The following is a 26,064-nucleotide window of genomic DNA, read 5'->3' as shown; positions in this document are numbered from 1 at the left end:
GCTTGTTAATATTACGATTGAGGATTATCTTCTAAATCCCTTTCTTTTTTCTTGTTCCTCGGATTGTTCTTCCTGCTCCTTCCTGTTTGTGTTGGCATCTTCATACAAATCCCTATCATTCACATTCAGTTGAACATCTGAGTTGTCGTTTTTGGAGAGTGATTTTTGGTTTTTAGAAATGGTATTGACAGAATTAATTTCTCTGGAAACGATATTCATATCATTCTTGATTTTCTTAGCTATTTCAGGATACTGATCTATCTTATCTTGTAAATAAGCTTTCAGTTTTAACAGTTCATTTTTATAGCGGGTCAATTCTTCAGAGTCTTTTTTATCAGCGATGATGGCAGTTAGCTCTGTTGCATTTTTGATAAAATCAAATTCAACTGTTTTTCCTATCTCACTGTCATAGATAAAAGCTTTTTTTTCAAAAGAAGGATTTTCATTTGAAAGTTCTTTTACATTGGTGTACTGAACTTTTTCTTTGCTGTCTTCAATAATTTTTGAAAGACTTTTGTCACGTTCAAGAAAAATGACCTTAAGTTTAGTATTATCATCAGTGAGCTGAAAAGTCGCCCTGTTTCTATCATTGTCTGCGACAATAGTATATCCCTGAAGAAACTTCTGAATATCATCATCGCTTAGTTTCTTAGAAAATGTAAGGTCTTCATTAATGATTCCAAAACTTTTAAGTTCATCAGTTGGCAAATTGTGTTCTTTCATAATTTTAAGTATTTTAATATTGGACATTTGAGTTACTTCCTGCTTCATAATAGGTGGCAATTAGATTATTCGCTTTGATAAGATCATTTAGAAATCGAATTGGATTGATGTACTTTCCGTTTTCAGTAACAGAAAAGTGGAGATGCGCACCTGTAGAATTTCCGGTATTTCCGCTTTTTGCGATAATGAATCCTGCTTTTACGGATTCTCCGGTTCTATAATAGGCCTCGGAAAGATGTAGATAGGACGTTTCAAACGTACTGGAATGTCTGACTTTAATATAATTCCCTCCTCCTCCTGAATCCCAGCCTGCCGCAATTACAATTCCATCCAAAACAACATATACATTTTCATAGTTGGCTTTAAAATCCGTTCCCGTATGCATTTTGGCTGTTCCGAAAATTGGATGTGTTCGCCTTCCGAAAGGAGATGTAACCACAATCTTCCTATTCAATGGCATACTTATTTTTGAGATAAGTTCTTCTTCATCAATGAAATCAAATTTTTTAATCGACTTTTCTATGCTTACGTTTCCCTGATTACTTAATTTATCATTTTCCAATTTCACAGGAGAATCATCATTGTTTATATAACTTTCTTCTTTTCCCTCCGAAGTTGATACACTGTAACGAAGCATCATTGTTTTCAAAGAATCAATTTCCTTTTTTAAGTCTGTTTTCGCGGGAGAATTGAAAAATTTACTAATGATATTTTTTTTCTCTATCCCTTTTCTGCCCCTTTGCTCATTTTGAAAATTTTGTTTTTCATTAGAGATTTCATTGGCTTTAATTTCGTTTCGGGTAAGCGTATTGAACTGAGCAAAAACAAACGAATGGCAAGCCAGAACAAACCCTGTCATCAAGTATTTTCTTATCAATTTCATTTTATTATTCTTTAATATTTTCGTTTACGATAAGCTCCACCTCTCGATTGATTTTTCTGAAGTTCGTCATTAAGACTTCCTCTTTTCGATTGGTACCTTTTTTGTCTATAAATGAATAGTAGTTAGGCATCTCAACATAGTTTTTTTCCTCTTCCTTAATGGCCTTCATATCAAGATTGATTTTTCCTTTTATTGCAGAAGTCTTATATTCTTCAACACTATTCTCTTCACCCTGTGCAATCATTCCGACCATTTCGCCAGTTTTGAGGGCAGCGATTTTTCCTGCAGGAATCATAAAGTCCATTTTTTCATTGATGCTTGTCGATGTTCCCTGCTGTGAAATGGATTGGGAGTAAGACTTCTGTTTAATTTTTCCGAATAATTTTTCAAGCCAGTCCAAAGTATTTTTATCTCTTACAGAACCGGAAAGAACATTTCCTACAATTGCAGAAATAGTATCTGCAACTTCCTTTTTATAAAACTGTCTAAGCTGTGGAATTTCTTGAAGCCCCAGTAAAACAGCAACCTTGTTACTTCTTGCTGTTGCAATTACGTTGTCAATTTTATGGATATAGATGGTTGGAAATTCATCACCTACTACTCCACCTGGCAAGTTGTGTTTAGAATTGATTAAGCGTAACGTCCTGTTCAATATCGATGAATACAGAGCTGAGTTAATATCCTGTGTACTCGGATCGGATGCTAAAATCAGAATCGAAGGATTTTTCTTGTCCGTTATTTTTAGCTCAACTTCATCTCCTGAAAACACCCAAAAACTTTCCTTAGTAGCCAATCGGGAAAGAAAGATTTTCAAAGTTCCTATCTGTCCTTCTAATTGGTCAAAAGCCTTGTTGTCATATGCTGTTTTGAATGGTGAAAGCAAAGAAAGAATCTCCTCATTGGTAAAGAGTGTATCAAAGATCTCTTTATAGCTGCGGTTCATAAAAGATAGAATATGAGGCAGATCTGAATATTTACCATTTTCCAGCGTTGCAAAAAAGTAGATACAAGAAGACAAGAAATTAATTGCCGATTGGGTAAAGAATGCTTCTGAACCACCTCCTGAACTTGCTCCTCCTTTTTGTAATGAAGAAACCATTGATTCTGCCATTTCCTGAGCCTCAGCCAAGGTTTGGATGTATTTTTTGTGAAATGGATTAACTCTTCTAGATTTTTCTACTTCATTCAAATTGATGATATGGAAACTGTAGTTATAATCTGACTCTTTACTTTTTTTCAGCAGGTAATGATAATAAGCAATCTGAGCAAGGTCAGGAAACTTGAAATCGTAAATACAAAGACAAAAACCTTTAGCGATCATCTGTCTAATGGAAGGATTAATTACTCCAAAAGATTTTCCAGAACCTGGAACTCCAATTACAATAGTTCCTCTAAAAGGGTCTATGTTAATGTAGCCATTATAGGTTTTGTTATTATACCTGAAAACATATGGGATATTAATTGAAGTATCAGTATTTACAAGTCCCTTGTTTTGATCAAAAGACTCTTCTTCCACATTCCACCGATCTTTTCCCATTTTCTGCTGCATCAGCTTTGAAATACTGTCTGCTCCCATCTGAAGGATAACTGCTCCTAAAAAAGAAAGAACTGCGTAAATTATTTGATACAGATTAAGTCCAGGGAAAATATGAGGTAGTTCTTTATTTCCTGCTTCATTCTGCCAGATCAAGGATGAGAAAATCATCAATAATCCTAACACCATAGGAATCCCTATCTCCGTATAGATATTGAGATCTTTTTTCTTCTTAGCTTTTGTTCCAATCGCAACTAATCCAATCAAAATCACCGTGGCAAATTTTGCATTGATGGGAGGATAGATGAAGCTCATTTTTGAGAAGTTCTTCAATAAGTTGGAAACTACCGGAACATCAGCATCAAGGTAAAACAGCGAAGCACAATCCAATGCAACCACAGCATAGACTACCTTTTGAAGGAATCCATAGATTTTGATTTGATGTTGTTGCTCTTGCATAAAAGTTTATTATAGGTTCATTTTAATTAATGGGAAGCGGAACTTCCGCCTAGAAAGTGTCTGCTTTAAGAATGTCAGAATAATTGACTTTCATTTCAATGGCTCTTCCCGAAAGCTGTTCCTCAATTAATCTTATCATCATTACCTTAGAATTCGGATAAGTGAACTTTTTGAAGACATAAATGTTTCTGAAATTCTTTTTGAAATGTTTTTGGGGATTCAGCTGAAAAAGCGGAGTCATCTCGATGCTTTGGTTATTGGTCGCCTTATGGATTTTTTTATCCTCTATGGAAAATTTTAACGCCTCAATATCATAGCTCAGATTAGAATTATTTTTAAAGGTCATATCAAGAAAAATATAATCGCTGATTACATAGACATTGTTGAGCTGGAAACTTAGTTTAAGATTTTTCTCCTCTCTGATGGGGTTGGTTTCAGATTTTTTCTGAATGATTCCCATTGCAAATCTTCTGAGTTCAAGATTAGAGAAGACCATTTTGTCAAATTCAATAGGCTGCATCGCTTCAGGCTGAATATGAATATTGGTGATTGTATTCAAGTTTTCAGAATTTCTGTAAACCGCTTTGTACTGTGCAATAAAAGACTGTCCCACAACAGTAATAACTCCAACTTGATCTCCATTGAAAAAAATGCTGGACTTCTTCTTTTTATCCTTTTCTTCAGATGTCTGGTTGTCTGTAATTTTGATTCTTGCTATATTGGTCGTCGGTAAATCTCCGGTCAGTTTTTCAGTTGATAAATCGACATATTGGATAGGTTCCGGAGAAATAATATGCAGGTTAATCCCCTCGGTAATTTCTATTTCAGGCAAGTCAGAAATAATCTGTTCTTTCGTTGCTGTTTGTGCTTTAAAAGTCGCTGTAAATAATAAAAGTGTATATAAAAATGATTTCATCGCTATTAAGGTTTTGTTTGGTTTTGTGAAGCTTTCAATTGTTTTTCGTCAATCAGAAATACATAAGAATTGTATTTCAACTTGGCTTTGTTGGTTTTAATCAGGTTGGCGATCGACTTTGAAGTGGATGTAAATAGTTTGGAACCGATGGTGGTAAAAAATCCTTCTCCTCCCATATCCATTTGGGTTCCTTGAACCGAGTTGCTTCCCATTTCACGGATCATATCCCTAAATACACTTTGGGGAACATATAGACCTTTCATTCCATCAACATCGTAAATCGAAAGGTTAATTGGAAAAATCTCTCCTTTCGCAAACACTGAGATAATTTTCAGGTCAACTCGCTGCATTGTAAATCCTGAAATTTGACCATACAAAATGGAACCTTTACTGATTTTCCTGTTTCCAACAAAAATGTCTTCCAACAATCGAAATCTGATTCTGCTTCCTAAAAAACCTTTGTTGTTTTCATCGATTACTGCCTTGATAAAACCATTTTCCCTGTCTTTATAAATGGCATTGAAGTCGCTATTGATACCTGACTTGCTGACATTGAAAGTAGAATTAAGAAACTCCTCCATTTTTTCTTTATTCGCTTTAAGCTTTTGTTCAGCCATCAGCTTGTTTTGATATTCAGGATCTCTTGCTTTCTCCAAAGAATCCATCACAAGCATTTGCTGTTTCAGATATTTTACAGGATCTTGCTGTGTATTTTGTTCTTTTGTTTTATGCTTTTCAGTCTGAATATTATCTTCTGCTTTTCCGTAGGATTTGTCATTTAGCATTTTAATAATCTCAGTCGATCTTTTATAGTCCTGATCTTCTTTACCCTGTTTAGGATTATAATAGGATGATGGATTTCCGTTTGCCTGATATTGACTCTGCCTTGAATTGACAGCTTTTAAAGAATCGATCCTTCGTTTCTGAGCTAACGACAATTGGTCATCATAGCTAAGCAGGCTGTCCTGTTCCTTATCCAATCCTCCAAGCATTGTTCTGTTATCATCCTTTTTGAAGAATGCATCATACGCATCATTTTTAGTCATAATGGAATCCTGCGATTCCCCAAGTGATAAGGAAAGTTCTTTGGGTTTTTCCTTTGGCTTATTACCCGTCGTTAACTGAGCTCCTACATACGCGAACAGTAAAATGAATGGCAGAGCAAGGAGAGGCAGAACATATTTTTTTTCTTTAAAGTTGATTTTCTTAATGTCCATTTTTTAAGTGTTGGTATTGGTTAAACAGAAATTCTATTCTCAGGCTGTCTTCTTTTCTTAAGTCCTGTCTGTCTCTTTTTACTTTCAATGATTGGAGCTCAGCTACTATTTTCTCCATTTCCTTGTCATTATTGGGTAAAGTATTTTGAATGACTGAACTCTTGGAATAAATAACAGGAGGCTTTATTTTGAATGTCATATCTGAAGGAAAGAAGACACCTTGCACAATGGATATAATGAAGGAAACAGATAAGAAAGCCATTGAATACATAAAAAACTTCTTAGGATTTCTGACTGCCCAGCCTAACCATTTCTGTCCATTTTTTTTAACAAAAGCATTCATTTTAGTATGAGTTTTTATTTTGGTTAGACAATTCTTCGTTGTTGATGATTCGCCAGTTTTTGAGAAGTACACCGTGAGGATTGTTAGGGCTTCTTATGATGTCATCAAAAAATCCTTCAGTAAATAGTTTTCGGGTAATGACAGAAGATTTTCTTGTTATCATCTGTTTTCCGAAAAACTGGAACTTCTTGTTTTCCATATTCAGGGTAATCGAGTCCGTGTGGATACTGACCATTGAACTTGAAGCAACAATCTGATTATAAAATCCCTTTTCTCTCAGGTTGGTGTATTCCTTTTTCCCACTGTCATCAATAAGGTATAATGATTTTTGGATATTTTCTTTGATATAAGAATCATCAGGAGCGAGCGTAAAAAATAGTCTGTGGAATAGTTCAATCTGTGCTTTATATTCTACAGGTCTATTCAGAAGTACATCGGTCTGCTTGGCAAGAACCGGAACTCCATTATCCAGAATATAAATTGACTTTCTCGAATCCTGAATCATTGTGTAAGCAAAGAAGAAACCTGCAATGATGATAAAGACTGCAAATGAAATAGCTCCCAATGAGACTACCTTATTGATCTTGATTCTCTGTTCTATATTTTTTATAAGCATTCCTTAAATATTTTTAATCTGATTACTTTTTATTTTTCATGGCATCATTTACCTTTCCTGATGCAGAAGCTGAAGCGGCAGATTTTACTGCTGATGCTCCGCCTGTCTTAACTGCCAAAACCGCTGTTTTTGCTCCACTTGCAATTCTGCCTGCAGCACTCTTCATTTTGGTCATCGCTCCTGCTCCACCTGCAGTTACAATCGTATCAGCAATAGTTGGGGTCATCAGAACTCCGATTCCCGTAACGATATAAGCCACACAGGTAAAGAGCTGATTATAGATCATTCCTGAATTTGAAACATAGACCATCAATGCATCTAAATTGGTAATGGTTCCGTTGGTTAAAAGCGTATCATATCTTTCGATTTCCATTGTGTAACCTGAAGCAATCAGTTGTTGTCCGATGTTGATGATGGTATAGGCGACAAACGTGTATAGATTGATGTTGATAAATTTGGAAACCCAGCTGTACAAGGAACTTTCGAATCCTGGAACCAAAGCCATTCCTACAGCAATAGGACCAAGAATGATTAATATATATGCCCAAATTTTTTGCAGAAAGAAAATGAGATAAACACATATTCTCAGAATAGAAAGACAGATAAATTCAATAACTTCTGCCACTATTTTTTGCAGCTGGAATTCCATTCTGATCTGCCATTCCTTGATAGGCTGCAATAATTTGTCTATACCCTCGCTGATATCAAACCACGAATCATCAGCATCCTCGCTGGTATTATTAATTACCTCCTGCTTGGCATCTTCTTCGGCATTGAGTTTAATGACTGCATCCAATAATTGCTGTTGTTTCTTGAACCTTTCAATTCTTAGGTCATTTACTTCTGATTCAATATCACTAAAAATGGCTATTCCCGGTTCTGCAAGTGCTTCGAACGGGGCTTGCAGCATATTGACAAATCCCATCCAATAAATGAGTGTAAACCCGATAAGAATAGGTTTGAGCATTGGGGTAATCTCCCATTCGCGATCTCCGGCTGCCATCTGCCATCCCATATATCCGAGATACATCAATGCCCCTAAACCACCTATCGCTCTTCCTACTAATGCTGAACCTTGTGCACTGTCCTGTACACTGTTGTCCAGTTTAGTGAAGACTTCCATAAACCATTTTTCAAAAGCACCATCACCTTTTAAAAACTGTAATAGATTGCTGTAATCACTATCGGTCTGGGCAAAGCCCATTATCGGCAACCCTATTGCAAAAAGGCAAAAAAAGTATGTTAATTTTCTATTCATCTTAGTATCTGTGTTTGTATTGCTGCATTACATTTTGAACGATCTGTTTATCTGAGGCAGGCGTCCATTGTGTTGGTAAAGCTGTGGGCAAATGGCTATTCAGAATATTTTTGTAATCCAGCAGGAGCGTTGTTTTGTTATTATGCTTTCTTAATTCCTGAACAAATTTTCTCCATTTGATAAGCGTTTCGTGATACATTACAAATCGCTTTCCCCTTGGCATATCCATAGAGCGGGACATTGAGTACTTATCTTTAATGAGATCCAGTTCTTCCTGCAGTCTTTTTAATGTACCGGTCGTATTGAGCGTTTCATAGGTCTGTTGATCTTTCAGTCTCCATTCAATAAAATTCTGTGGCGTGTCCGGAAATTCAGTGATTGGTTTCAGCATTCGCTTGTAGTACAAAAGCCAGAGATGGTCGGCATCGACAGTCGCAGAAGTCCAATGAGCAAGATCCTGAACGCTTCTCTTATAAATAGTATCGGAAGCAGCTTTGATTTTCTTCGCTTCTTCTTCCTGAAATTTTAGCTGAGCAAATCGTAGATTCTGTTCGCCTGTTGGTTTCAGCGGTCTTATATCATCCCCATCCTTATAATCCCTATTGATTTTAGGAGCCCACATTCCCCAGACCGTAGCGTAAGCAAAATTGGTTTGAATACCTAAAAAGTATTTTGGATAAGGTCGCCAGTCTCCCCAGCTTTCAAAAGTCATCCGTTTGTGCTGTGCAACTATAGCAGGGTCATTCAATCTCTTTACACTGACCTGACCTAAAACATTTATTACAGCAAATAGGAAGAGGAAAATTTTTCCTTTTTTAAATAGATTTTTCATAAGTCTAATTGAATAGGTGTTTGTATTTTTGAATTATTTCTCCAACGATGGCTTTATCGACATTGAGGTAATTTCTAAGTACAGGAACTTGGAACAGGTATGGGATTTTCTTGGCATTCTCCAATCGTAAAATGATGTATAGGATATTCCCATTAATATTTCTAACTCTTGTAAATACTTTCTCAATCAGCATTTCTCTGTCCATCGCATCCATCAAGAAATCTTTGTCTTCGTTCAAGACATCTTGGGTAACCTCCTGCTGGAGTTTAATGACCTGTTTACCTATTTCTGTATAATATTTTGACACCAATACTGCATATTCAGGATGCTGTGATGACAAATCCAGCATCTTATTTGAATTGGTCACTATCTTTCCTAAATACTGATACAGATAGATTAATTTTTTGCTTTGTGTAAGTGCTGAATTGACATTTTTAAGTTGCTGGTAGATGTATTCCTGAAGCGCAATAATTTGAGTTGTCTTGTTGTTGATATCATCATACAGCTCCTTTTGTTTTTCGTAAGAATCCAAAAAAGCCTGTTCACTTGCCAGTCGAACACCGTGATTGAGCGTGATCTGTGACAGTAGTTTATCATTGATGACAATCTGCTGGCTTTTAACGAAAACGCTTAAAAATACAATGCTACCAAGTATTGAAATTTTCTTCATTTTAAAAAGATTTGATATTGTTCATAATACTTTCCACAACTTGTTTATCCCTGTTGACGTAATACTGAAATGCTCTTTTGTTCCGTAAGACCTTTGCTTTGATATCTCTTATTTTTAAAAGCATATGAGTTGAATTTCTACTGATTGCTTTGACTTCTCCCAATGCATAATCCAGCAAAATTTTTCGTTCCGATTTTTCCATCTGATTAATAGCTCCATAAGACAGAATGATTCCAGTTACTAACCGAGTGACCATTTGGAGGTCATCAACAAACTGTACTTGTGATGGCAGAACGGTTATGATTGAATAGGGTGCAGTGCTGATCTCATTGATAATCGCGGTCTGATTATCTGTAATCTTCGTTATCTCTCTGCTCATAGCAATTCCTGTGGGTATTGCCTGAACAGCAAATGATACAATTCGTAACCTGTCCTGTACTTTTGTAATTTTCTCCTTGAAATCTTTCCATTGTGATTGATTAACTGTTTCCACAGTAGCATTTACAGTCTGCTTCTTTCTCATTTCTTTTTGTCGGTCGTGCTCCTTCATTGCAGCATTGATCTCCAGATCCATCATCGGAAAAGAAACATTTTCCTGCTGCCACGCAGGTGTAGAACTGCCACCTGAAGAAGTCATCACGATATAAATTGGAATAATTAGAATCAGAAAAATCTTTCTCATATCTTGATTTTTAAAAATTCCTCTTATACTTGTTCATTATATTTTCTACAATACCTTTATCGGTATTGATGTATCCCGCAAAAGGATTGATGGAATTCCAGAATCCCAATCGGTTGGCTTTTTCAAGTCTTAGCTTTATTGCCAAAAGCCACAGTTTTAGATTTTTCACATTGCCGGAAATGTTATGCAGGATTTTATACCGGTCTCCAGCAGTAGCTAAATTCAATTCTCCCGATGCCAGAATATCAGTGATATCCGTTACTATTTTCAAACTTTGCTCATAGGTTTTTTGTGAAGCTTTAGTTCCAAATATGGCATACTGTGGATGTTGGGAAGCCAGTTGAACAACCTGAGCAGAATAATCATAGCATTTGTTCAGCTCAGTGTAGATCTGCTGTACCTGAATTCCATTTTGTAGTGTTCCGGAAACTTCCTTCAAACCTTTTAATATTTTATTCTGAATATCATTGGCAGCTACCATCTGGGTTCCAACCCAGGTTTGAGCATCTTTTAATTTTGATGTTTCTTCGATGACCTCGTTCTGCTTGGCTTTCAGATTTTCTGAATACAATATCATTGCAGCCGTTACTGTAGGATCGATGTAGGTATTCTGAGCGAATAAAAAACTACCGAATCCTAGAAATAGGAGACTAAGCTTTTTCATATTGATAATTTTTAGTGATTAATTCTGAAAAACTGATTTGATGATCTTCGAGCTCCTGTGAAATGACCTTGAAAATATTTTTACCTTTGTTCTCATTTTTCATCCTGCGGTAATAAGACACAATCTTTTGGTCTAAAGGATTTTGATACAAATTGACCAGCGAAACAAGATTTTCAAGACTGTCTCCAAAAACTTTTAAATCAGAGACAATCTTCATCAATGCTTCATCATAGCTTCCATATTCCTGCACATAATACTCTACTGCCGATTTCTCGGGTTTCTCTGTCGTATAGGTCAAGTACTGCTCTATTGAAACTTCATTACCATACACTTCTCCTTTAGAACCTCGCTTTAGATAAAATTCCTTGAACCTGCTTCTTCCGAATTTGTTATTGAGGTTATTGATCGTGAATATTTTGTTCTGCTCGACTTTATTCAATGAAAGTAATGCGGCTATCCTATCGAAATTGTCCTTGAATTTGGTCTGATCAAGAAGAATGAAAGTGTCCGAATTGTTTATAATGGAGTCTTTTACAACTGCATTTCCAATGATGTCATCCAGTTCCTGCGTTACCACCACTGCTTCTCCCCAAAATTTCCTGACTGTTTTGTAGAGATACAAAATGTAACCTCCCATCAGCTTACTTGCAATTGCTTTCCACGCTTCTTCAATAATCAGAGCTTTTCTTCGGTCTTTTCTAAGCCTCATTTTCTGAATGAACGTATCCATAATGATAAGGGTCACAATGGGAAAAAGTTTGGGATTATCCTTTACATTGTCAATCTCAAACACGATAAATGATTCATCAAACAAAGTATTATCAGCAGATTCATTGAGTGTTGTTCCATATCGTCCTCCTTTATAGAAATCCCGCAGAACAAATAGAAAAGTTCTCAGGTTGAATTCTCTTTCTGTGATACTGTGTTTCTTATTATTCAGATAAAGAGGAAGAAATTTGTCACAATAATCGTAGAAACCATTAAAGGAAAGTTCTTTTGCATTTAACTTCTCTTCAAGTTCTTTAATTTTTTTAATGATGGCTTTTCTAAACGATTCGTTCCAGTTTTCTTCTGTTTTGTCCTTTTTGATGATTTCATTGGATTTGATAAGAATCAATTGGGTTTCATTGTAAATTCTCCTTCTCTCTTCATCTCCCAACGTTTCATAAGCTTCATAGACCGTGTAAAATTTTTCATTGTCATAATCAGGATTATTGATATTCTTGTCAGGATGATAGAATTTTAATAGTCTTCTTCCTGCATCTTTGATTTCTTCAGAACTTGCATTGAAAGCAATTCCTAAAACATCGTAGTAAGTCCGCTGTTCATTAACTTCATTCTCATACTGAGCATAAATATCTTCTTCGTGAATGTTGTATTTAATCAAATAAATAATTAATTCTTCTGACGTTTTATTCTCATACCATTGAGTTCCCGAATTGAAATAATGATGATAATAGGACATCAGTACATTGTCCAAAATCGACTTCTGCGCTGACGTCATTGATGCATCAGGACCTTGCCAGATAAGGAAGATCAGATTGGTCAAAAACTCTATTTTCTCGATATTGAACTCTTTCTTATCCATCAGGAAAGGATTCATTGTGATCGGCTTTTCTTCAGTGTACTGAATGTATCTTCCCCCTTTGTATTTGCAGGTTCCTGAATAGGAATCTCCGGTATCGACGATAACAACATCATAATTATAGGTGAGATACTGCTCAATAATATTGTTCATTAAGAAACTCTTTCCAGATCCGCTGGGTCCAAGAACAAACTTGTTTCGATTGTTAATTCTGCCAATTTTCATAGGCAGGTCAGCAGGATCTACTTTCAATGGAACTCCTTGTCTGTCCGTAAACCTCAGATAGAAATTGGATTCTTCATTCACGGGGTAACTCTCTTTAAAAAAAAAACACAAGGCCGCTTCGCTTGTCGTCATAAATAGATCGTATTCCCTGAGCTCTGTGGCATTCCCTGGAATGGCTGACCGGAAGAGCTCTAGCTGATTGTAGGCATTCTTGGAAACGATAATCCCTTTCGTGAACAGCTTGTTTTCAATCAGGGACTGTATCCCCTCCATTTTTTCCAGAGTGTCAGTTGAAAATAACAGGGAAAAATGCGCATTGACGACCAATTGCCCATCAATAGCGATGTTATGCAGAAGAGATTGGATTTCTTCCGCTATAATAGCATTGGAAGGAGAATTATTGGCTGCACCTTCGTGCTTTTTCTTTTTCTTGTCGAGCTCTCTCTGCTGTTGTGCCTGAAGAGGAATCGTAATTACCTGATTGTAAATGATGGTTTCGTAATCCTCCAAATCATTGATGAATGTAAAATTATCGACCGCCGTTTCCGATGCTGCGCCATTTCCTCCAAGTATGGAATAAGGCTCTATTTCAGAAGGAAGATCAATGTTTTCAACATCGACATAGGAAATATTCTTAACGAATTTATTTCCTATCTGCAGGTATTCATTGGTTGATTTGATGTTATCAAAAACGGGAACATCTGAAAACTGCATCGACAATACGCCGGATATGTAATGTTCAAAATCCTTTTCAAACAAAAACTGTGGTTCACAATCATTCTGCTTTAAAAGCATAAATACCTTTTGGCATTTATCACGAAGCTCTTTATAACTCTTATCAGAGAAATGATAGTGCTTCATTTTCTTTTTCAGCTTATCATCCACAATATCTGTGAAAAGAAGAACAGTTTCAATGGTTTTAAAAAGCCGCCCTTCAAAATGTTCTGAGTATTTCTGCTGTAAAAATTGATTCGACTCTTCAGCAGTGTATTTTTTCTTGGAAAAGAAATCGAGTTTCTGAACGATTCTCCCCTCTCCTATAATGGATACAACCTGATTTAAAATCGTATGGAAATTCAGATAATTGTCAGGATCTGCCGAATACTGCTCAACAGGATTTTTTATTTTGATTCCCATAATAGGATTTCCGTATTGCCCAAATAAAACATCAAAGTCCCACCCGAAATCTTTTCCAATATCAAAACCGATAAAAGGAATATCAAATGCTTGTTTCTTTATTTTGGACATAAGCTAAAAGTGTTTTATTGTTTATTTTTTTTGGGAAAATCAATACCTGATTGAAGTTTTTGGTCTTAGCGTACAAACCATATTTATCCTGTCTTTTGAAGATGAAATAGACGCCTCCTCCTGTAACTGCAAGTCCTAAAAGAGAACCCAGCAATCCGAATTTGGATAATATCAGTGCTGCGATGACACCGACTCCAATGACGCCTACTGCGTAAAAGATGTATTTGCCTTTAAGCCCGAAGAAAACAAGGGGTTTTTTAAGCCCCTTGTAGAGATAGAACCCCATATTAAGCAAAGAATGCTGTTACGAATTCCGGAACTACCAATAGGAAGATCATAGCACCTCCGTAGCCCAGGATTTCTTTGTTGACATCCTGATCGCCATTTGTCCATTTGTTGTACACTCTGAGACCGCCGATGAAACCGACCAATCCTCCAACTGCTTTTAGGATAAGCTTGATTGGATCCCAATAGTCTTTGATGTCATTGGCTGCATTAGAGATTGCCGTTGCTCCACCCTGTGCAAATGCAGGGGTTACAGCAAGGAGAATTACACAAGCAGTTAATAACTTTTTAAACAGCTTGTAATGTTTCGATTTGTGGTTCATAATGATTAAGAATTTATGTTTAGAATTGTGTTTATTTTGCTTAGAATTAGGCATAAGGGGTGTGCTATCCGCCTTTTATGGGCGGATCATTTTAGTAGTAAAAAGTGTTGATTAAGCTCTTAGATCATTGATTGATAGACCTTATAGCCATTGCGCTCGGAAAGAACCTGAACGCTGGTTTCAGCAAGATTTAAGAAGTTTTTAAACTGTTTATGTATGGCGTCGTGGTTTGGGGATGGAATCTCTTTTTTTTCTTGCTCTTGAATAATCTCTTCCTGTTGGGAATCAAGTGAAACAGTTTCCTTTTGTTCTTTTTCATTTGGCTTTTCTTGTATTTCTGGAATGTTATAAAAATCATCAATATCCTGCTCAGACTCGAACTTCTTTCGAATGTAATCAAGGTTACGACTTTCATCTTGCTGCTCTTCCTCATTAGCCGGAAATAGCTCTTTCTTGTTGAAAGAATTAGGAGTATTGATACTTTCTACATCATCGATCTCTATTCTATGTACTTCGTTTTTGTCCTCTTCTGAAAATTCCGTTAAAGAATACTCTTCAGTTTCATCCGTTTTTTTTGAACTGTCTTTTTTCAAAAAAAGGTCATACAATACATTGCCTGCATAATAAAGCAGATAAATGGCTATGATAGAGGTAATTATTTTAATCATATTTTGTAATGAATTTATAGTAATCCGTTATAATTTAATTTCAAGGCATTTGTTAATGTGGTCAATTAATTCGTTGAATGATTTCTCCACAGCATATTTCTGTTGATTGGTTAATTTCCTAGTATCAAGAATTTGCAGACAATTTCTTTTGAATACAGGACTCTTCAATAGCAATCCATACCTGCTGATCTCGGCATCCATTCCTTCTTGATTTTGGTATACATAGCCTTTATCATATCTAGAGCGAATGAATACCCTTTCTGCCTGACTTTCCAACAGGCCCAAAAAATTAATGAAGACCAAAGTTGATTTTGCTGAGACATTGGAATATTCAAAGGGAATGACAATAAAATCACTGTAAATAAGTAGGTCGCTATACTTTACATCCAATGTTCCTGCAAGGTCGAATATGTTGATCTCTTCACTTTCTTTCAATGCAATCAAACTATCAAAGTCCGAGAAGGGCTGCTCATTATCTTCAGCAATGATTTCTACATCATATAGTTTGGGAATTTCCAACGATTCATCTTCTTTCCATTTGTGGTAAAACGACTTCTGAAAATCGAAATCGAAGACGTTGATCTTTCTTTTAGAATGAGCAGAAACATAATTGGCAAAAGCTATAGCCAATGTTGTTTTACCAGTTCCTCCTTTCTGTGTGGCAAATGTGATTATCATAATTTTACATTGATTACAGATTTTTGAAACCCATTACTCATCTTATCTACCTTTCTTTTTCCTCCTCTTCTTTAATTCATTTTCTGCTGGGTCTTTAGAATTGCCTGAACTTTTCATCAGTTCAAAAAACATTTCATTAACAGCTTTTTTCAATTCATTCCCTTCTTTACTTCCATTTTCCTGCGTGGTTTCTAATTGAGGATTTAGGAATTCCTGATATTGCTTTTCGCCAATCATAGATTCCAGTTCCCCGATGTAATGAAGTCTCGAATGAATGATGAAATGTTTTCCATCTTCTGATTTTACAATGCTGACATCTTCATTATTTTGGGTTTTCACGTACTCATTTACATCGTTTCTGATAGCTGTGAATGTTTCCTTATTTTTCAGCTTTTTATTCTCAAAAAGCATAAAGTCTTGGATTTCATTTTTTGGAATTCTATCTTTCAAAAACCTTTGGAGTATAACTTTAGTTTCATCGTTTATAATATTATAATCTTTAAGACTTTCAAACAGTCTTTTATCCATTGTCTCCGAAGTGAACTCAAATAACTCATTCATTTTCATCACTTCACTTCCTTTAAAAACGGCACCTGTTTTATGGTCAATCACAGTGAATCCAAAAGGTTTAAACTCATCTTTATGATGGAAAACCAAGTCAATCCCAAAGACATCTCTCAGCTTTTTCTGAAGTTCACTTTCAAAATCAATTTTCGGTGTCCAATCAGCTTTTTGCTTTTCTTCGGGAAGCATCGCTTCCTGCTTTCTAAAATCCTCGACTTTGAAAACCTTGTTGGAATAAATATCTTTATACTTGGAAAAAATGGCTTTCAGTTGTTTTGTTCTTCTTTCATTCTTTCTGTTATCATAAACAAGCTGCTCTCCTGATAATGTTCTCTGGATTACTCCGTTTTTTAAAATGGTCAAAGATTTTGCATCATTTGTGTTTTTGCCTAACTTAAAACCGCTTCTGTTTAACAGAATCTCTAACTGATTAAGAGAGCTTATCTTGTAATTTAACAGCTTGTTCAATACTTCCTCTGATTTGATTCCGTAGAGTTTTTCCAGAGTATCAGCCAAAGCTTTTTGAGCTTTCAATTTTTCATAGCTGTCATTGATCTTTTTTCCTGTCTGCTTATCCACACGGGTCGTAACGATATGAATGTGATTATTCTCTGTATCATTGTGGAAAACCGTGACAAATGGCTGTTTCCCATATCCCATCTCATCCATAAAGCCTTCGGCAATCTTGGCAAGTTCTTCTTTGGAATGTTCCCTGAACTTTGTTGAGATCGTTGCGTGAAACTGTGGCTTCTTAACTTTCTTGTTTCCTACTGAAGTAGCTTTCAAATAATCCCTTACTTGTTGTCTATCGCTATTTTCATTGATGAAGGAGGGAAAGTTTTTCATCATCATCAGCTCTCCCTTTCCCTTGTCTATTTTTTTATCATTGTAATTGACTCCCGGAAAATCGGAACCTGCCGAATCCATTATCTTGACAATCATTTTGATAACAAAGAATAGATGTTTTCAAATATTTTATTTTGTTTATGCTTAAGAGAAACTATTTCTACGAGTAATTCTGAAAATTTCTCTAACTCATTTGCTTTGATAAATTTTTGAGCATTAGCTATTTTTGTAATTTGGTTGATATTCGTTTCAATTTTGATAAAAACATTATCTTGCTTTTCTATAAATTCAAGAATTTCACGTCTCTCGTTATCCTGCAATCTATTTTCAACTGAATTAATTATCAAACTACTAAGAGAGATTTTCTTATCGGAACATATACTTCTCCACTTGTTTTTTCTACTTTTTTGAATTCTGATAACAATAAATTCTTCTTTAGTTGAATATTTCTTTTCCATCAAATTGGAATAAAGATTAAAGCAGCAAGTGCTGAAATAGCTACAATAATTGAAGCCCCGACTTTAACCTGCTTTACCTCTCTTATCTGCATTTTATTTATAACTATGTATTCTTCATTTTTTGAAATACCATAGATATTGATGCTATCAACTGAAGTAATTTTTACTTGATGAACTTTAGCCTGATAATCTTGAATTTCGTATTTCTTCCCAATATCCAAAAGATTATCATCTAAAGGCTTTCCCGGATTAGCAATTATTGATTTGCAAGAAATTACTGAGCCTATCACCAATGCACTTAAAATTAAATACGTCTTTTTCATCGTTAGATTCTTTATCAAAGATTCAATTCTCAACCCAGCTTGTTATGCCATTTACACTTTTTAAAATGTATGTCCCCGTGCTTGGAGGTTGCGGTACAGTTTCACTAGCAAAGCCAAACGAACCATCCTCCTTTGCAACTACTTTCTTATTGTAAGATGAATCACCGTCAGCATTTGGCATTTGAGAAGGTGTTACACTTAATTTACCATTAATGTTTAGCCATCTTTCAGAAAAATCCCCCGAAATCAAAGCAAACTTGTAATCCGTATAATTATTGGTTATACTATCCCAAAAGTTGGTTGAACTTGTTGTAACGGGGGTTGAATGTATAGCTAGTTTATTACTGATGCTTCTATTTCCTGTAGCAGGACCTCCTGCACCTATTCCAATAAAAATGTTATTAGAACCTGTTCGATTACCTGTACCCGATAAGTAACCTATGGAGATATTATCATTACCTGCAGTTATGTAGGACATTGCGCCAGCACCAATTCCAATATTTCTGCTTCCGGATATTGTACCGTTAACAATACCATTTAATGCAGAAACACCTGCAGCATAATTCAGTTTGCCCGTAACAGTTCCTTGAGACATTGCATAAGCACTTACAGAGTTTCCTATTCCTGAAGTAATCTTAGTATCTGAAGCAACAATAGAATTGTATTCTCCTAATATTGTACTTCTGGAATTTCCAAGAACATAATTTTCCTTTTGGTCAAAATCTAGATGCAGGTTATTTTTAACCACAAGTTCAACAGTTGAGGAATTGCCTCTAAGTACAACAGAGTTAAGAGGGTCTTCCTGTGTAAAAGACTTCCAAAGCGTACCATCAAAGAAGTAGTATCCTTGCTTTGTGATTAATGAAGTCTGAGTATTATTAATGATTCCATCAAAAGGCTCGGTCACATATACAAAAGAACCTTTCTTTGATAAAGTGTAAGCCTTAGCCGAAAGCTGATTACCTGAAATCCTTGGTGGAATTATCCCATCATAATGATTGATATCATCCGGTTTTCCAACAACTTCAAGAGTAGCTTGAGGAGTTTCAGTATTAATTCCTACTTGACCTTGAATCAAAGTTATTGACAAGACCAATAAAAAATAACTCATTTTTTTCATCAGTGTTTGATTAAAATTTCTGAGACAAAGTTGAGTGTAAAAAGCCTCCAAAACAATAGTATTCAAAGGCTATGGATTAAAGAAGACCTATAAAGAATCTTATGAAATTTGGGAAGATTAAAAAAAGTTAAAGTGGTATAATTTAGAAATACTCCTTAGTTGGATAATAAAAAAACAAGTTCCGCAGTTTTTTCCCCTTTTGAAAAAAGGCAAGACAGTCTTTGGATATCAAACTTGCAAAGTTTGTATATACAAAGACACATCTTGCTAAATTATCCTTTTGAATTCTCAGAGGGATAAATTTTATTAGACCGATATTAAAAAACATTTTTCACAATGATGAAGTAATTTACACAGGTGTAATTTCAAGCTTTATCTATTTTACTCAACTATTGATTTGACTTAGCTCTCTTTTGCTCACCTTTTTGCTAAAGAATTACAAAAGCAAATACAATTTCAGAATGATCTGCTTTTGAATATAATTAAACTTCTGATTTTATATCTAAAGCAAATAAAAAAAATATACAGGTAGTTAAAGAACTTCTTCTTCAATTAGCATAAACAACTCATAATGAAAGTTTAATTAGTGTTATAAGAGTTTTAATTTAAAAATCAATGCTTTTGCATTCTATTAAATTTTTCTTTACCTTCGTTTTCGAAGACAAAGTCTCTCGCTAAGCGAGGGGCTTTTTTTTGTGCCTTATGTTAAAGTGTATAGGATTTTTAAACACTTATTTCTTGTGTCACAACTTTAATTAAGGTTTGAATTTAATTTTGCCAGTATAAATAAATGAGACTTTTTAAAGATGAAAATCTTCGATTTTATCTTTAAAAAAAGACAAGAGTATTTTCTGTTTTCGTGTAACACATTATTTTTTAATTAGAAGTTAAATATGCAAAACAGAAACAAGAAAACATAAATGATCTAACTAATAAACATTTGCGATTTCTATTTGATCAAATTTTATGAAGATTAAGCAAAAAGAGGTTAGGTACAGTAGGAGCTTACCTTTGGAAATAATAGCAAAAGATGATAGACTAAATAGGAAAAAAAAGATGGAATTCTTTGATTTTATCTTTAGACAAACAGAATTTATAGAACAAAACAATAAAATATAAAATATGAAAAAAATAATTGATTTTTTTAAGCCCAGTCCCAATACAATTATCATCATTGTACTGGCGATATTGATTGCAACTTTAGGTGCACTATTTCTCAAAAATAATGTCGAAGTACAGATACCTAACTATTTCATTTTTAAAGCGGGTAATTAAACAAGTATAAAATGTGCGATATTCCTCTATTTTCGCCTATAAATGACAAAATAGAAATAAAAAAAATGCAAAGTAATTTTACAGGAACATAATATTTATAAAGATGGAAAAGATATCTACCAGCGGAATTATGAAAATAATAACAAAAGTTTCAAATATCAGCCCTTGGATATTATTGGCAATAATACTATTGATTATTGTAATGATATTTGTTATAGCTATGTATTCATTATACAAGAACAAAAATATAGAGATTGGCTTATCTAAGTATTTTACTTTTAAAACAAAAGACTAAAATTGTGTTGAGAGTAATTCTTCCTCGTACTATTAAAAAATGAAAGAGATTTACAAAATAAGATTGCTTTCATATTGTATCTTACTTTGCCAATTTAAAAAAACGTTTACAACGATATTGATTAAACTTTGAAGTTAAAGACAATAAGTTTAATTAATTGGGTTGTTCAAAATATGCAAAAATGCGTTTCCGACCGTAGGGAGGAATTGCATTTTTGCCGTCCGATTTTCATCAGACAGCAAAAACCTACAACTTAATTGCTTGAGATTGAAAATTTTTAAGATTAAGAAAAAAACCTCTGTTTTCTGTAAGTCCATTCCGAAATAAACCCCATAAAAGAGAACATCCCATTTGCGCCAAAGTTGAATTAATGAACAAATCTTGTTTTTCCAAAGCTTCTGCCAGACTACAACTTGGGGTATCATCTTGATGCTCCGACTGCTTCAGTAATTCTCCAAATTCATCGGTTATAAATGGTAATGATTCAACCGTTTCATATTTTTCTGAATTAGGTTGCTTGATAGTTCCTATAGTAGATAAAATAACCTGCCCGGTTTGCTGACTATTTCCAAAATCCATCCAATATCGAGGTCTGTTTGAATATCCAGGCTTATTATTCAACCTGCGTAAAATATCAGCAATTTCAAATCTTGCCTGTACACTATCTACGCAGGATAAAAAAATACTTGCTCCTACATTGTTAGGTAAGCTTTGAAAGCTATCCAATTTAAATTTCTTAGTTTCGGCTTTCCAATTAGTACCCGCCCATCTGTTAATTCTGTTAATGATTGCTACAGATTTGTAAAGCCCGACTTCACATTCCGCAAAACGCTGTCTTCCTAAGTTAGCTTCAGTTATCAAATCATCATCCCAAAGTCTCACTTGTAATCCTGCGTGTCCCAATTCCACTAAACTGTGATTCATTTCCATCAAAGCAGACATCAGTTTTGACCCCGTACCACCTGCTCCGATTACATTAATTAAAATAGGGTTGGTAGGGAAAAGCAAATCATTATCTGTGAAATGAACCCTTTTTTGTATCTTTTCTAAAATCATTTTATCAAATCTATAAGTTTAAGATTGGTCTTTTTCAGAACATTCTTTGGAAATTGCTTATCTGTATTTATAAGACTTTTCCAAAGGCTTACACAATTTCCATTAATTAAATTATGCCCATTCATTAGGTGGCTGAAATAGGAATTAAAGAAATAATCTTCCCAACATTTCATAAACTCTTCCAAAGAAGCGGATTTTCTAATGTTGACATCCACCGTTCCCATACATACTACTCCATTTTGATAAACATTAAAAAAAGGCGCATTAAACAATAATGTGTTTTCAGATGGTCGACTGTTAATTTTTACAGCAAATAATCTTAAACTTTTTTTGTTAGCAAACCAAACCAAGGCAGGCACTTCTGCAGTTCCATTGGGGATTTCAAGATTATTAATAAAGTATAGTTGCTGTCTTCGTTGCTTTGTGAACCAAATCAAGGAAGCTTTCTCGCCTACATTCAAATGCAGAACATTCGTTGGTAAAATACCTTGAGGTTTCAGAAACTGCATACTTTTTTCTTTTTTCAAATTAAGAGTTAAGGCTTTGGATAAGTTTTTAGATTCGTTTACAGTCAAAGGGTGAGCGTTGATAGGATTTCCGTTGATGTCCATATCAAAATGTTCAACATAAACATTTTGGTTTCTTTCATTTGATTTATAAAAAACCAAAGCAGATGTAGGATAGTAAAGCGGACCAAAATTTTGAGTAATATCTTTCATTTCCTAATTATTAAATATTATAAACTGTTAAGTAAAAAAGTAAGTTCATCAAGAAGCGGAAAGATTTTATTTTCAAAATCAAGGCTTTTAGAAGAAATTTCTCTGCCGTCAAAATGTTTAACAATATGGGGTTCTTCCATAATTGTACATTCTTGAAATTCACAATTAATAGTTTCTTCCAACATTTGAAAAAGTGAGCCTTTTGTATCTGCGCAAAACGAAATGTATTGATGCATTGTGATTACATTTCGTTCTTCGTCTTCTTCATCAATGTCTTGATTAGGTTGTGCATTTCGGAAAGGCGTTTCATTGGGGTACTGCTTCCAAAGAGAAAAAAAGGATGTTGCCAAGTCAAAACAATCTTTGTCAAATTGTTCTCTAATTTTAAAATTCATCAATCGAAATTCAAAGCGTTTCAAATTTTCATCATTGAAAATCCTTTGTTCCATCTTTTCACCAATCCATTCTGCTTGACTTACTTGGCTCACATATTTGGATTTTTCTTCGTCGTTATCATCAGAAGTCAACCACTCTCCCACCATATCATACATCCAATACAGATAACTGTTGCTTTGTCTGTAGTATGGGATTTCAGCAATATGATATAAATATGAAAACACCGATAAAAAGAGTTGATAAGCTGTCTTTCTTTTTGGATTTTTGGATAAGAGGTATAAAGGAATTACCGGAATAAAATATAAAGTTGTACCAGTATTGTAACGCTCTTCACTTGCAAAAGAAGTCTTAGACTGATGTTTAATTAATCGAACTTCTTCCCAATCGTTAACCTTTGATTTTAAATGCTTTTTTACATCTTCCAAAGCCAACGCAATGTTATACGGAAAAACAAAATCTTTAGTTGGCTTTGGCGCGATGCTATAATGATCGGCTAACAATGATAAAGAATTGTAGAAATCAATTTCTATTTTTTTTGGATTAGATTGATTGCTGACCTCTTTTGTCTCTTCTAACTTTGGAAGAAAATTACATTTTAAAAAGGCATTGGAAGCATTGAAATGGGAACGGACTTCTGCTTGTCTTTTCGTACTTCCCCCATATCTTTGGGGCGTTTCATCCAATCCGTGAACTCTTCTAACTGTTTGTAGAGTTTCTTTTGATTTTTGTCTTCGGGAAATCTTATTGTTCCCAATATAGTTTGTTGTTGCATTCATATGATTTTTTAGTTTGTAAAAGTTGCAGTTGAGAACTTTCAACTGCAACATAGATTATCCTTTAGTACCTACAACACTTTCAAATTTATATTGTACAGTATCGTCCTTGATTTGAGGTGCTGATATTTTAGCAGTGGTTAGTATTGGATAGGTATTAGCATAAAAACTCATTACAGCTTCCACGCTCCACTTCGGTTCGGGGTCGGTGAGTTTGATTTCCCGACTATTGTCAATTAAAAGAAAAACTCTTTCTAAATGTGTTGCTAATAGCATAGTTTGGGAAATTTAAGATTGTACATTATCTTTAGAAGCATCAGTAAAAAGACTTGGTGCAAAATGTCTTTCATACTCCTCCTGTTTTTTACTGATATTGTCGGCATACTGTGGAAACTCTGCTATTTTGGGTAATGCTGACCACGCATCTTTAAACTTCGCTTCCTTTTCGAGTTCCTCTGCCTTTTGCATTGCATCGGAATATTTTTTTTGCTTAGCATCCTTTTCTTTTTTGTCTTTTTCAGACTTTTCTTTTTCCATTGCAGATTTCTTCTTAGTTTCTTCAAGTTGTTTCATAAAACTCTCCATATCTACCATTAATCCCGAAGCTGACTGTAATGGCTCTGAAATTTTCTCAAAAAAACCATTATCCAATTCTTCTGCAGTACCACGTAAGTTAAGCGGAGGAATCATTTTTCTTGCTTCATCTCCACACTCTTCATTATTGAGCAAAACCGACAAAACAAAGCTATCGTTGTTATTTCGTCTAAGGGTGATTTGTAAATCACCCCTTAAACCTAATTTGACTAATTGTCTAAAAAAATTAGTTTGCATAAAATTCATTATTGATAAGTTTAGATAAAGAAAACTGCACTGTCCAAAATTCCTCTTGAGTATCTTTTCCAAAAGCATTGAAAATAGCATCACCATCCTTAAAGACCTGCATTTGATAACAATTTAGTTTGTAATCGGGTTTTTGGAATTTATCAATTTCTTCTTTTGAAATTGACAAGTAAACCATTTCTTCTTCCAAAAGCCATTCTTGTACTTCGGGATAATTTTCGTTTGAGAATTGAAAAAAATCGTGGCTTGTATCAGCATAATTCAACCATTTCAAGTCTTCGTCCATTTCAAAGGCTTTGACTCTCTCAAGCCTTGTCTTTACGATATTTCGCCATTCTTCTGTGATATGAATCAATGCAAAATCACAGCTTTCCCATTCGCTCATAGCTTTAATAATTAAATATTCTGTGGGTTTTAAAGATTTCTTCATTGTTTAGATTTTTTAAAAAGCTGACATTTCAACAATGTCAGCCTTAATTAATTAGTTAAGATTAAATATTTCAGCACCCTCTCTGGCAAAAGCTGTGCATAGTTCAAATGCTTTTTGAGACTTTAATTGTGCTGTTCCTCCCATTACAATACTTTGTAATTTTGCTTCGTTGTCTTTATACTTTCGGACATTTTGAAAATAACCTGTTACAGCATTGTACGCTCCGAACAAATTACCTTTAGTAGTTTCCATTTGTTGAGTGTCACTCATCATAGCATAAGCAAAAGCATCTTCTACAGTATTTTTAAACATTGTAGAAATCTCATCTTCCTCGCCTTTCTTCAAAAAATCCAAAGTTTTTTTATTCGGACAAAGTGAGATTTGAATCAGTTTTTTCACTTCATCATCTGATACTTTAACTTTAGTCCAATCATTAAAAACATCCTCCAATTTATTGCTGAGTGTATTAGCTAATCCCATCACTTTATGAGCTGTTTCGATACGTTGCTTTGCTCCAGAAGTATGTTTAATCCTTACAACATTGGTCATATTCTTTAGTGAAGCATTGAGTGTATTTTGACAAACAATTCTTACAGGTGTAAAAGCGGCTGTTATACTTCCGCTTCCATCGTGTGAAGTAGTAAGAAAAATATATTTTTCGGTTATATCATCCCCACTTCCGACTCTAATGTAATCGGGTAATTTTGCTGTAATAAAGACGCGCTCACCGTTCCCCAATGCTCCTGCGGTTTCGTATTTAATCCCTTTATTACTGCCTACGATAGAATCAAAGAAATTAAATGCTTCCTTATTCTGAACAATTTGATATTCCTTACCAACAACACCTAAGACTATATTGTTATCTGTCCGAATGTTGGCAAAATAATTAGGAACATCTAAATCATTTGAGCCAATTACAATGCCCTCTTCAGTTTCTATAAGGCTTGATGCTTTTGTTAATAAGGGAGATTTTACGACCTCATAATCCAAACCAGCATATTTAATGGCTTCTTCACTTGTTGGATAATCTTCAACGATTTGCCCTAAGCCGTGCCACGCTTTTTGTTTTACACTAAAGAAAGAATAGTTTCCAGTTCTCTGATTGAAATTGATATTATGCGACATATTGTTTGTTTTTTAGATTATAAATACTAATTGGT

28 protein-coding genes are annotated in these 26,064 nt (G+C 34.6%); all 28 read right to left on the bottom strand.

Annotation, left to right across the window (positions count from 1 at the left end):
* Positions 1–24: 24 nt before the first annotated feature.
* Positions 25–723, bottom strand: coding sequence for a hypothetical protein (locus AC5P2S_RS06710; protein WP_494556691.1), 699 nt, complete (start codon positions 721–723; stop codon positions 25–27).
* Between the two features lie 13 nt (positions 724–736).
* On the bottom strand, positions 737–1,606 hold the full coding sequence (locus AC5P2S_RS06705) for a M23 family metallopeptidase (RefSeq protein ID WP_494556690.1): 870 nt from the start codon (positions 1,604–1,606) through the stop codon (positions 737–739).
* A gap of 4 nt (positions 1,607–1,610) precedes the next feature.
* Entirely contained in the window at positions 1,611–3,599 is a 1,989-nt protein-coding gene (locus AC5P2S_RS06700) for a type IV secretion system DNA-binding domain-containing protein (RefSeq protein WP_494556689.1), read from the bottom strand.
* A 49-nt stretch (positions 3,600–3,648) separates the two neighbouring features.
* Positions 3,649–4,515 carry a conjugative transposon protein TraN gene (traN, locus tag AC5P2S_RS06695; protein WP_494556688.1) on the bottom strand — a complete coding sequence of 289 codons (867 nt, stop codon included), beginning with the start codon at positions 4,513–4,515 and terminating at the stop codon, positions 3,649–3,651.
* A 5-nt stretch (positions 4,516–4,520) separates the two neighbouring features.
* A complete protein-coding gene (traM, locus tag AC5P2S_RS06690; protein ID WP_494556687.1) occupies positions 4,521–5,732 on the bottom strand; it encodes a conjugative transposon protein TraM in 1,212 nt (403 codons plus the stop codon).
* Complete coding sequence (locus AC5P2S_RS06685) at positions 5,722–6,075, bottom strand: hypothetical protein (protein WP_494556686.1); 354 nt, start codon at positions 6,073–6,075, stop codon at positions 5,722–5,724. The genes traM and AC5P2S_RS06685 overlap by 11 nt, the downstream gene beginning before the upstream one ends.
* 1 nt (position 6,076) lies before the next feature.
* The gene (gene traK, locus AC5P2S_RS06680) at positions 6,077–6,691 is read right to left on the bottom strand and encodes a conjugative transposon protein TraK (RefSeq protein ID WP_494556685.1); all 615 of its coding nucleotides are present in this window, start codon (positions 6,689–6,691) and stop codon (positions 6,077–6,079) included.
* Between the two features lie 22 nt (positions 6,692–6,713).
* A complete protein-coding gene (locus AC5P2S_RS06675; RefSeq protein WP_494556684.1) occupies positions 6,714–7,949 on the bottom strand; it encodes a TraJ family protein in 1,236 nt (411 codons plus the stop codon).
* 1 nt (position 7,950) lies between these two features.
* Positions 7,951–8,781 carry a hypothetical protein gene (locus AC5P2S_RS06670; protein ID WP_494556683.1) on the bottom strand — a complete coding sequence of 277 codons (831 nt, stop codon included), beginning with the start codon at positions 8,779–8,781 and terminating at the stop codon, positions 7,951–7,953.
* 4 nt (positions 8,782–8,785) lie between these two features.
* Positions 8,786–9,451: a hypothetical protein gene (locus tag AC5P2S_RS06665; protein WP_494556682.1), complete on the bottom strand. Its 666-nt coding sequence runs from the start codon at positions 9,449–9,451 to the stop codon at positions 8,786–8,788.
* A gap of 1 nt (position 9,452) precedes the next feature.
* Complete coding sequence (locus tag AC5P2S_RS06660; protein ID WP_494556681.1) at positions 9,453–10,133, bottom strand: hypothetical protein; 681 nt, start codon at positions 10,131–10,133, stop codon at positions 9,453–9,455.
* A gap of 10 nt (positions 10,134–10,143) precedes the next feature.
* Entirely contained in the window at positions 10,144–10,797 is a 654-nt protein-coding gene (locus tag AC5P2S_RS06655) for a hypothetical protein (protein ID WP_494556680.1), read from the bottom strand.
* Positions 10,784–13,855: a TraG family conjugative transposon ATPase gene (locus tag AC5P2S_RS06650; protein ID WP_494556679.1), complete on the bottom strand. Its 3,072-nt coding sequence runs from the start codon at positions 13,853–13,855 to the stop codon at positions 10,784–10,786. Before AC5P2S_RS06650 ends, AC5P2S_RS06655 begins: the two co-directional genes overlap by 14 nt.
* On the bottom strand, positions 13,827–14,141 hold the full coding sequence (locus tag AC5P2S_RS06645; protein ID WP_494556678.1) for a DUF4133 domain-containing protein: 315 nt from the start codon (positions 14,139–14,141) through the stop codon (positions 13,827–13,829). The genes AC5P2S_RS06650 and AC5P2S_RS06645 overlap by 29 nt, the downstream gene beginning before the upstream one ends.
* Before the next feature lies 1 nt (position 14,142).
* On the bottom strand, positions 14,143–14,463 hold the full coding sequence (locus AC5P2S_RS06640; RefSeq protein WP_494556677.1) for a DUF4134 domain-containing protein: 321 nt from the start codon (positions 14,461–14,463) through the stop codon (positions 14,143–14,145).
* 119 nt (positions 14,464–14,582) lie between these two features.
* On the bottom strand, positions 14,583–15,131 hold the full coding sequence (locus tag AC5P2S_RS06635) for a hypothetical protein (protein WP_494556676.1): 549 nt from the start codon (positions 15,129–15,131) through the stop codon (positions 14,583–14,585).
* A gap of 27 nt (positions 15,132–15,158) precedes the next feature.
* On the bottom strand, positions 15,159–15,809 hold the full coding sequence (locus AC5P2S_RS06630) for a ParA family protein (protein ID WP_494556675.1): 651 nt from the start codon (positions 15,807–15,809) through the stop codon (positions 15,159–15,161).
* A gap of 42 nt (positions 15,810–15,851) precedes the next feature.
* On the bottom strand, positions 15,852–17,315 hold the full coding sequence (locus AC5P2S_RS06625) for a relaxase/mobilization nuclease domain-containing protein (RefSeq protein WP_494556674.1): 1,464 nt from the start codon (positions 17,313–17,315) through the stop codon (positions 15,852–15,854).
* Entirely contained in the window at positions 17,312–17,677 is a 366-nt protein-coding gene (locus AC5P2S_RS06620) for a hypothetical protein (protein ID WP_494556673.1), read from the bottom strand. The genes AC5P2S_RS06625 and AC5P2S_RS06620 overlap by 4 nt, the downstream gene beginning before the upstream one ends.
* Positions 17,677–18,000, bottom strand: coding sequence for a bacteriophage spanin2 family protein (locus AC5P2S_RS06615; protein ID WP_494556672.1), 324 nt, complete (start codon positions 17,998–18,000; stop codon positions 17,677–17,679). Before AC5P2S_RS06615 ends, AC5P2S_RS06620 begins: the two co-directional genes overlap by 1 nt.
* Before the next feature lie 22 nt (positions 18,001–18,022).
* Positions 18,023–19,111, bottom strand: a complete 1,089-nt coding sequence (locus AC5P2S_RS06610) for a phage tail-like protein (protein WP_494556671.1) — start codon at positions 19,109–19,111, stop codon at positions 18,023–18,025.
* 1,825 nt (positions 19,112–20,936) lie between these two features.
* Positions 20,937–21,746: a PRTRC system ThiF family protein gene (locus tag AC5P2S_RS06605; protein ID WP_494556670.1), complete on the bottom strand. Its 810-nt coding sequence runs from the start codon at positions 21,744–21,746 to the stop codon at positions 20,937–20,939.
* Positions 21,743–22,465 carry a PRTRC system protein B gene (locus AC5P2S_RS06600; RefSeq protein WP_494556669.1) on the bottom strand — a complete coding sequence of 241 codons (723 nt, stop codon included), beginning with the start codon at positions 22,463–22,465 and terminating at the stop codon, positions 21,743–21,745. The genes AC5P2S_RS06605 and AC5P2S_RS06600 overlap by 4 nt, the downstream gene beginning before the upstream one ends.
* A 17-nt stretch (positions 22,466–22,482) precedes the next feature.
* Positions 22,483–23,637, bottom strand: coding sequence for a hypothetical protein (locus AC5P2S_RS06595; protein ID WP_494556668.1), 1,155 nt, complete (start codon positions 23,635–23,637; stop codon positions 22,483–22,485).
* Between the two features lie 54 nt (positions 23,638–23,691).
* Positions 23,692–23,910: a PRTRC system protein C gene (locus AC5P2S_RS06590; protein WP_494556667.1), complete on the bottom strand. Its 219-nt coding sequence runs from the start codon at positions 23,908–23,910 to the stop codon at positions 23,692–23,694.
* A gap of 12 nt (positions 23,911–23,922) precedes the next feature.
* Positions 23,923–24,474, bottom strand: a complete 552-nt coding sequence (locus tag AC5P2S_RS06585) for a PRTRC system protein E (RefSeq protein WP_494556666.1) — start codon at positions 24,472–24,474, stop codon at positions 23,923–23,925.
* On the bottom strand, positions 24,455–24,904 hold the full coding sequence (locus tag AC5P2S_RS06580) for a hypothetical protein (RefSeq protein WP_494556665.1): 450 nt from the start codon (positions 24,902–24,904) through the stop codon (positions 24,455–24,457). The genes AC5P2S_RS06585 and AC5P2S_RS06580 overlap by 20 nt, the downstream gene beginning before the upstream one ends.
* 51 nt (positions 24,905–24,955) lie before the next feature.
* Complete coding sequence (locus tag AC5P2S_RS06575) at positions 24,956–26,029, bottom strand: DUF932 domain-containing protein (protein ID WP_494556664.1); 1,074 nt, start codon at positions 26,027–26,029, stop codon at positions 24,956–24,958.
* Between the last annotated feature and the right edge of the window lie 35 nt (positions 26,030–26,064).

This window comes from Epilithonimonas sp. 33E, from assembly GCF_059372615.1.
Note: the sequence above shows the minus strand (reverse complement) of the source record. Positions and strands in the feature narration are given on the sequence as shown.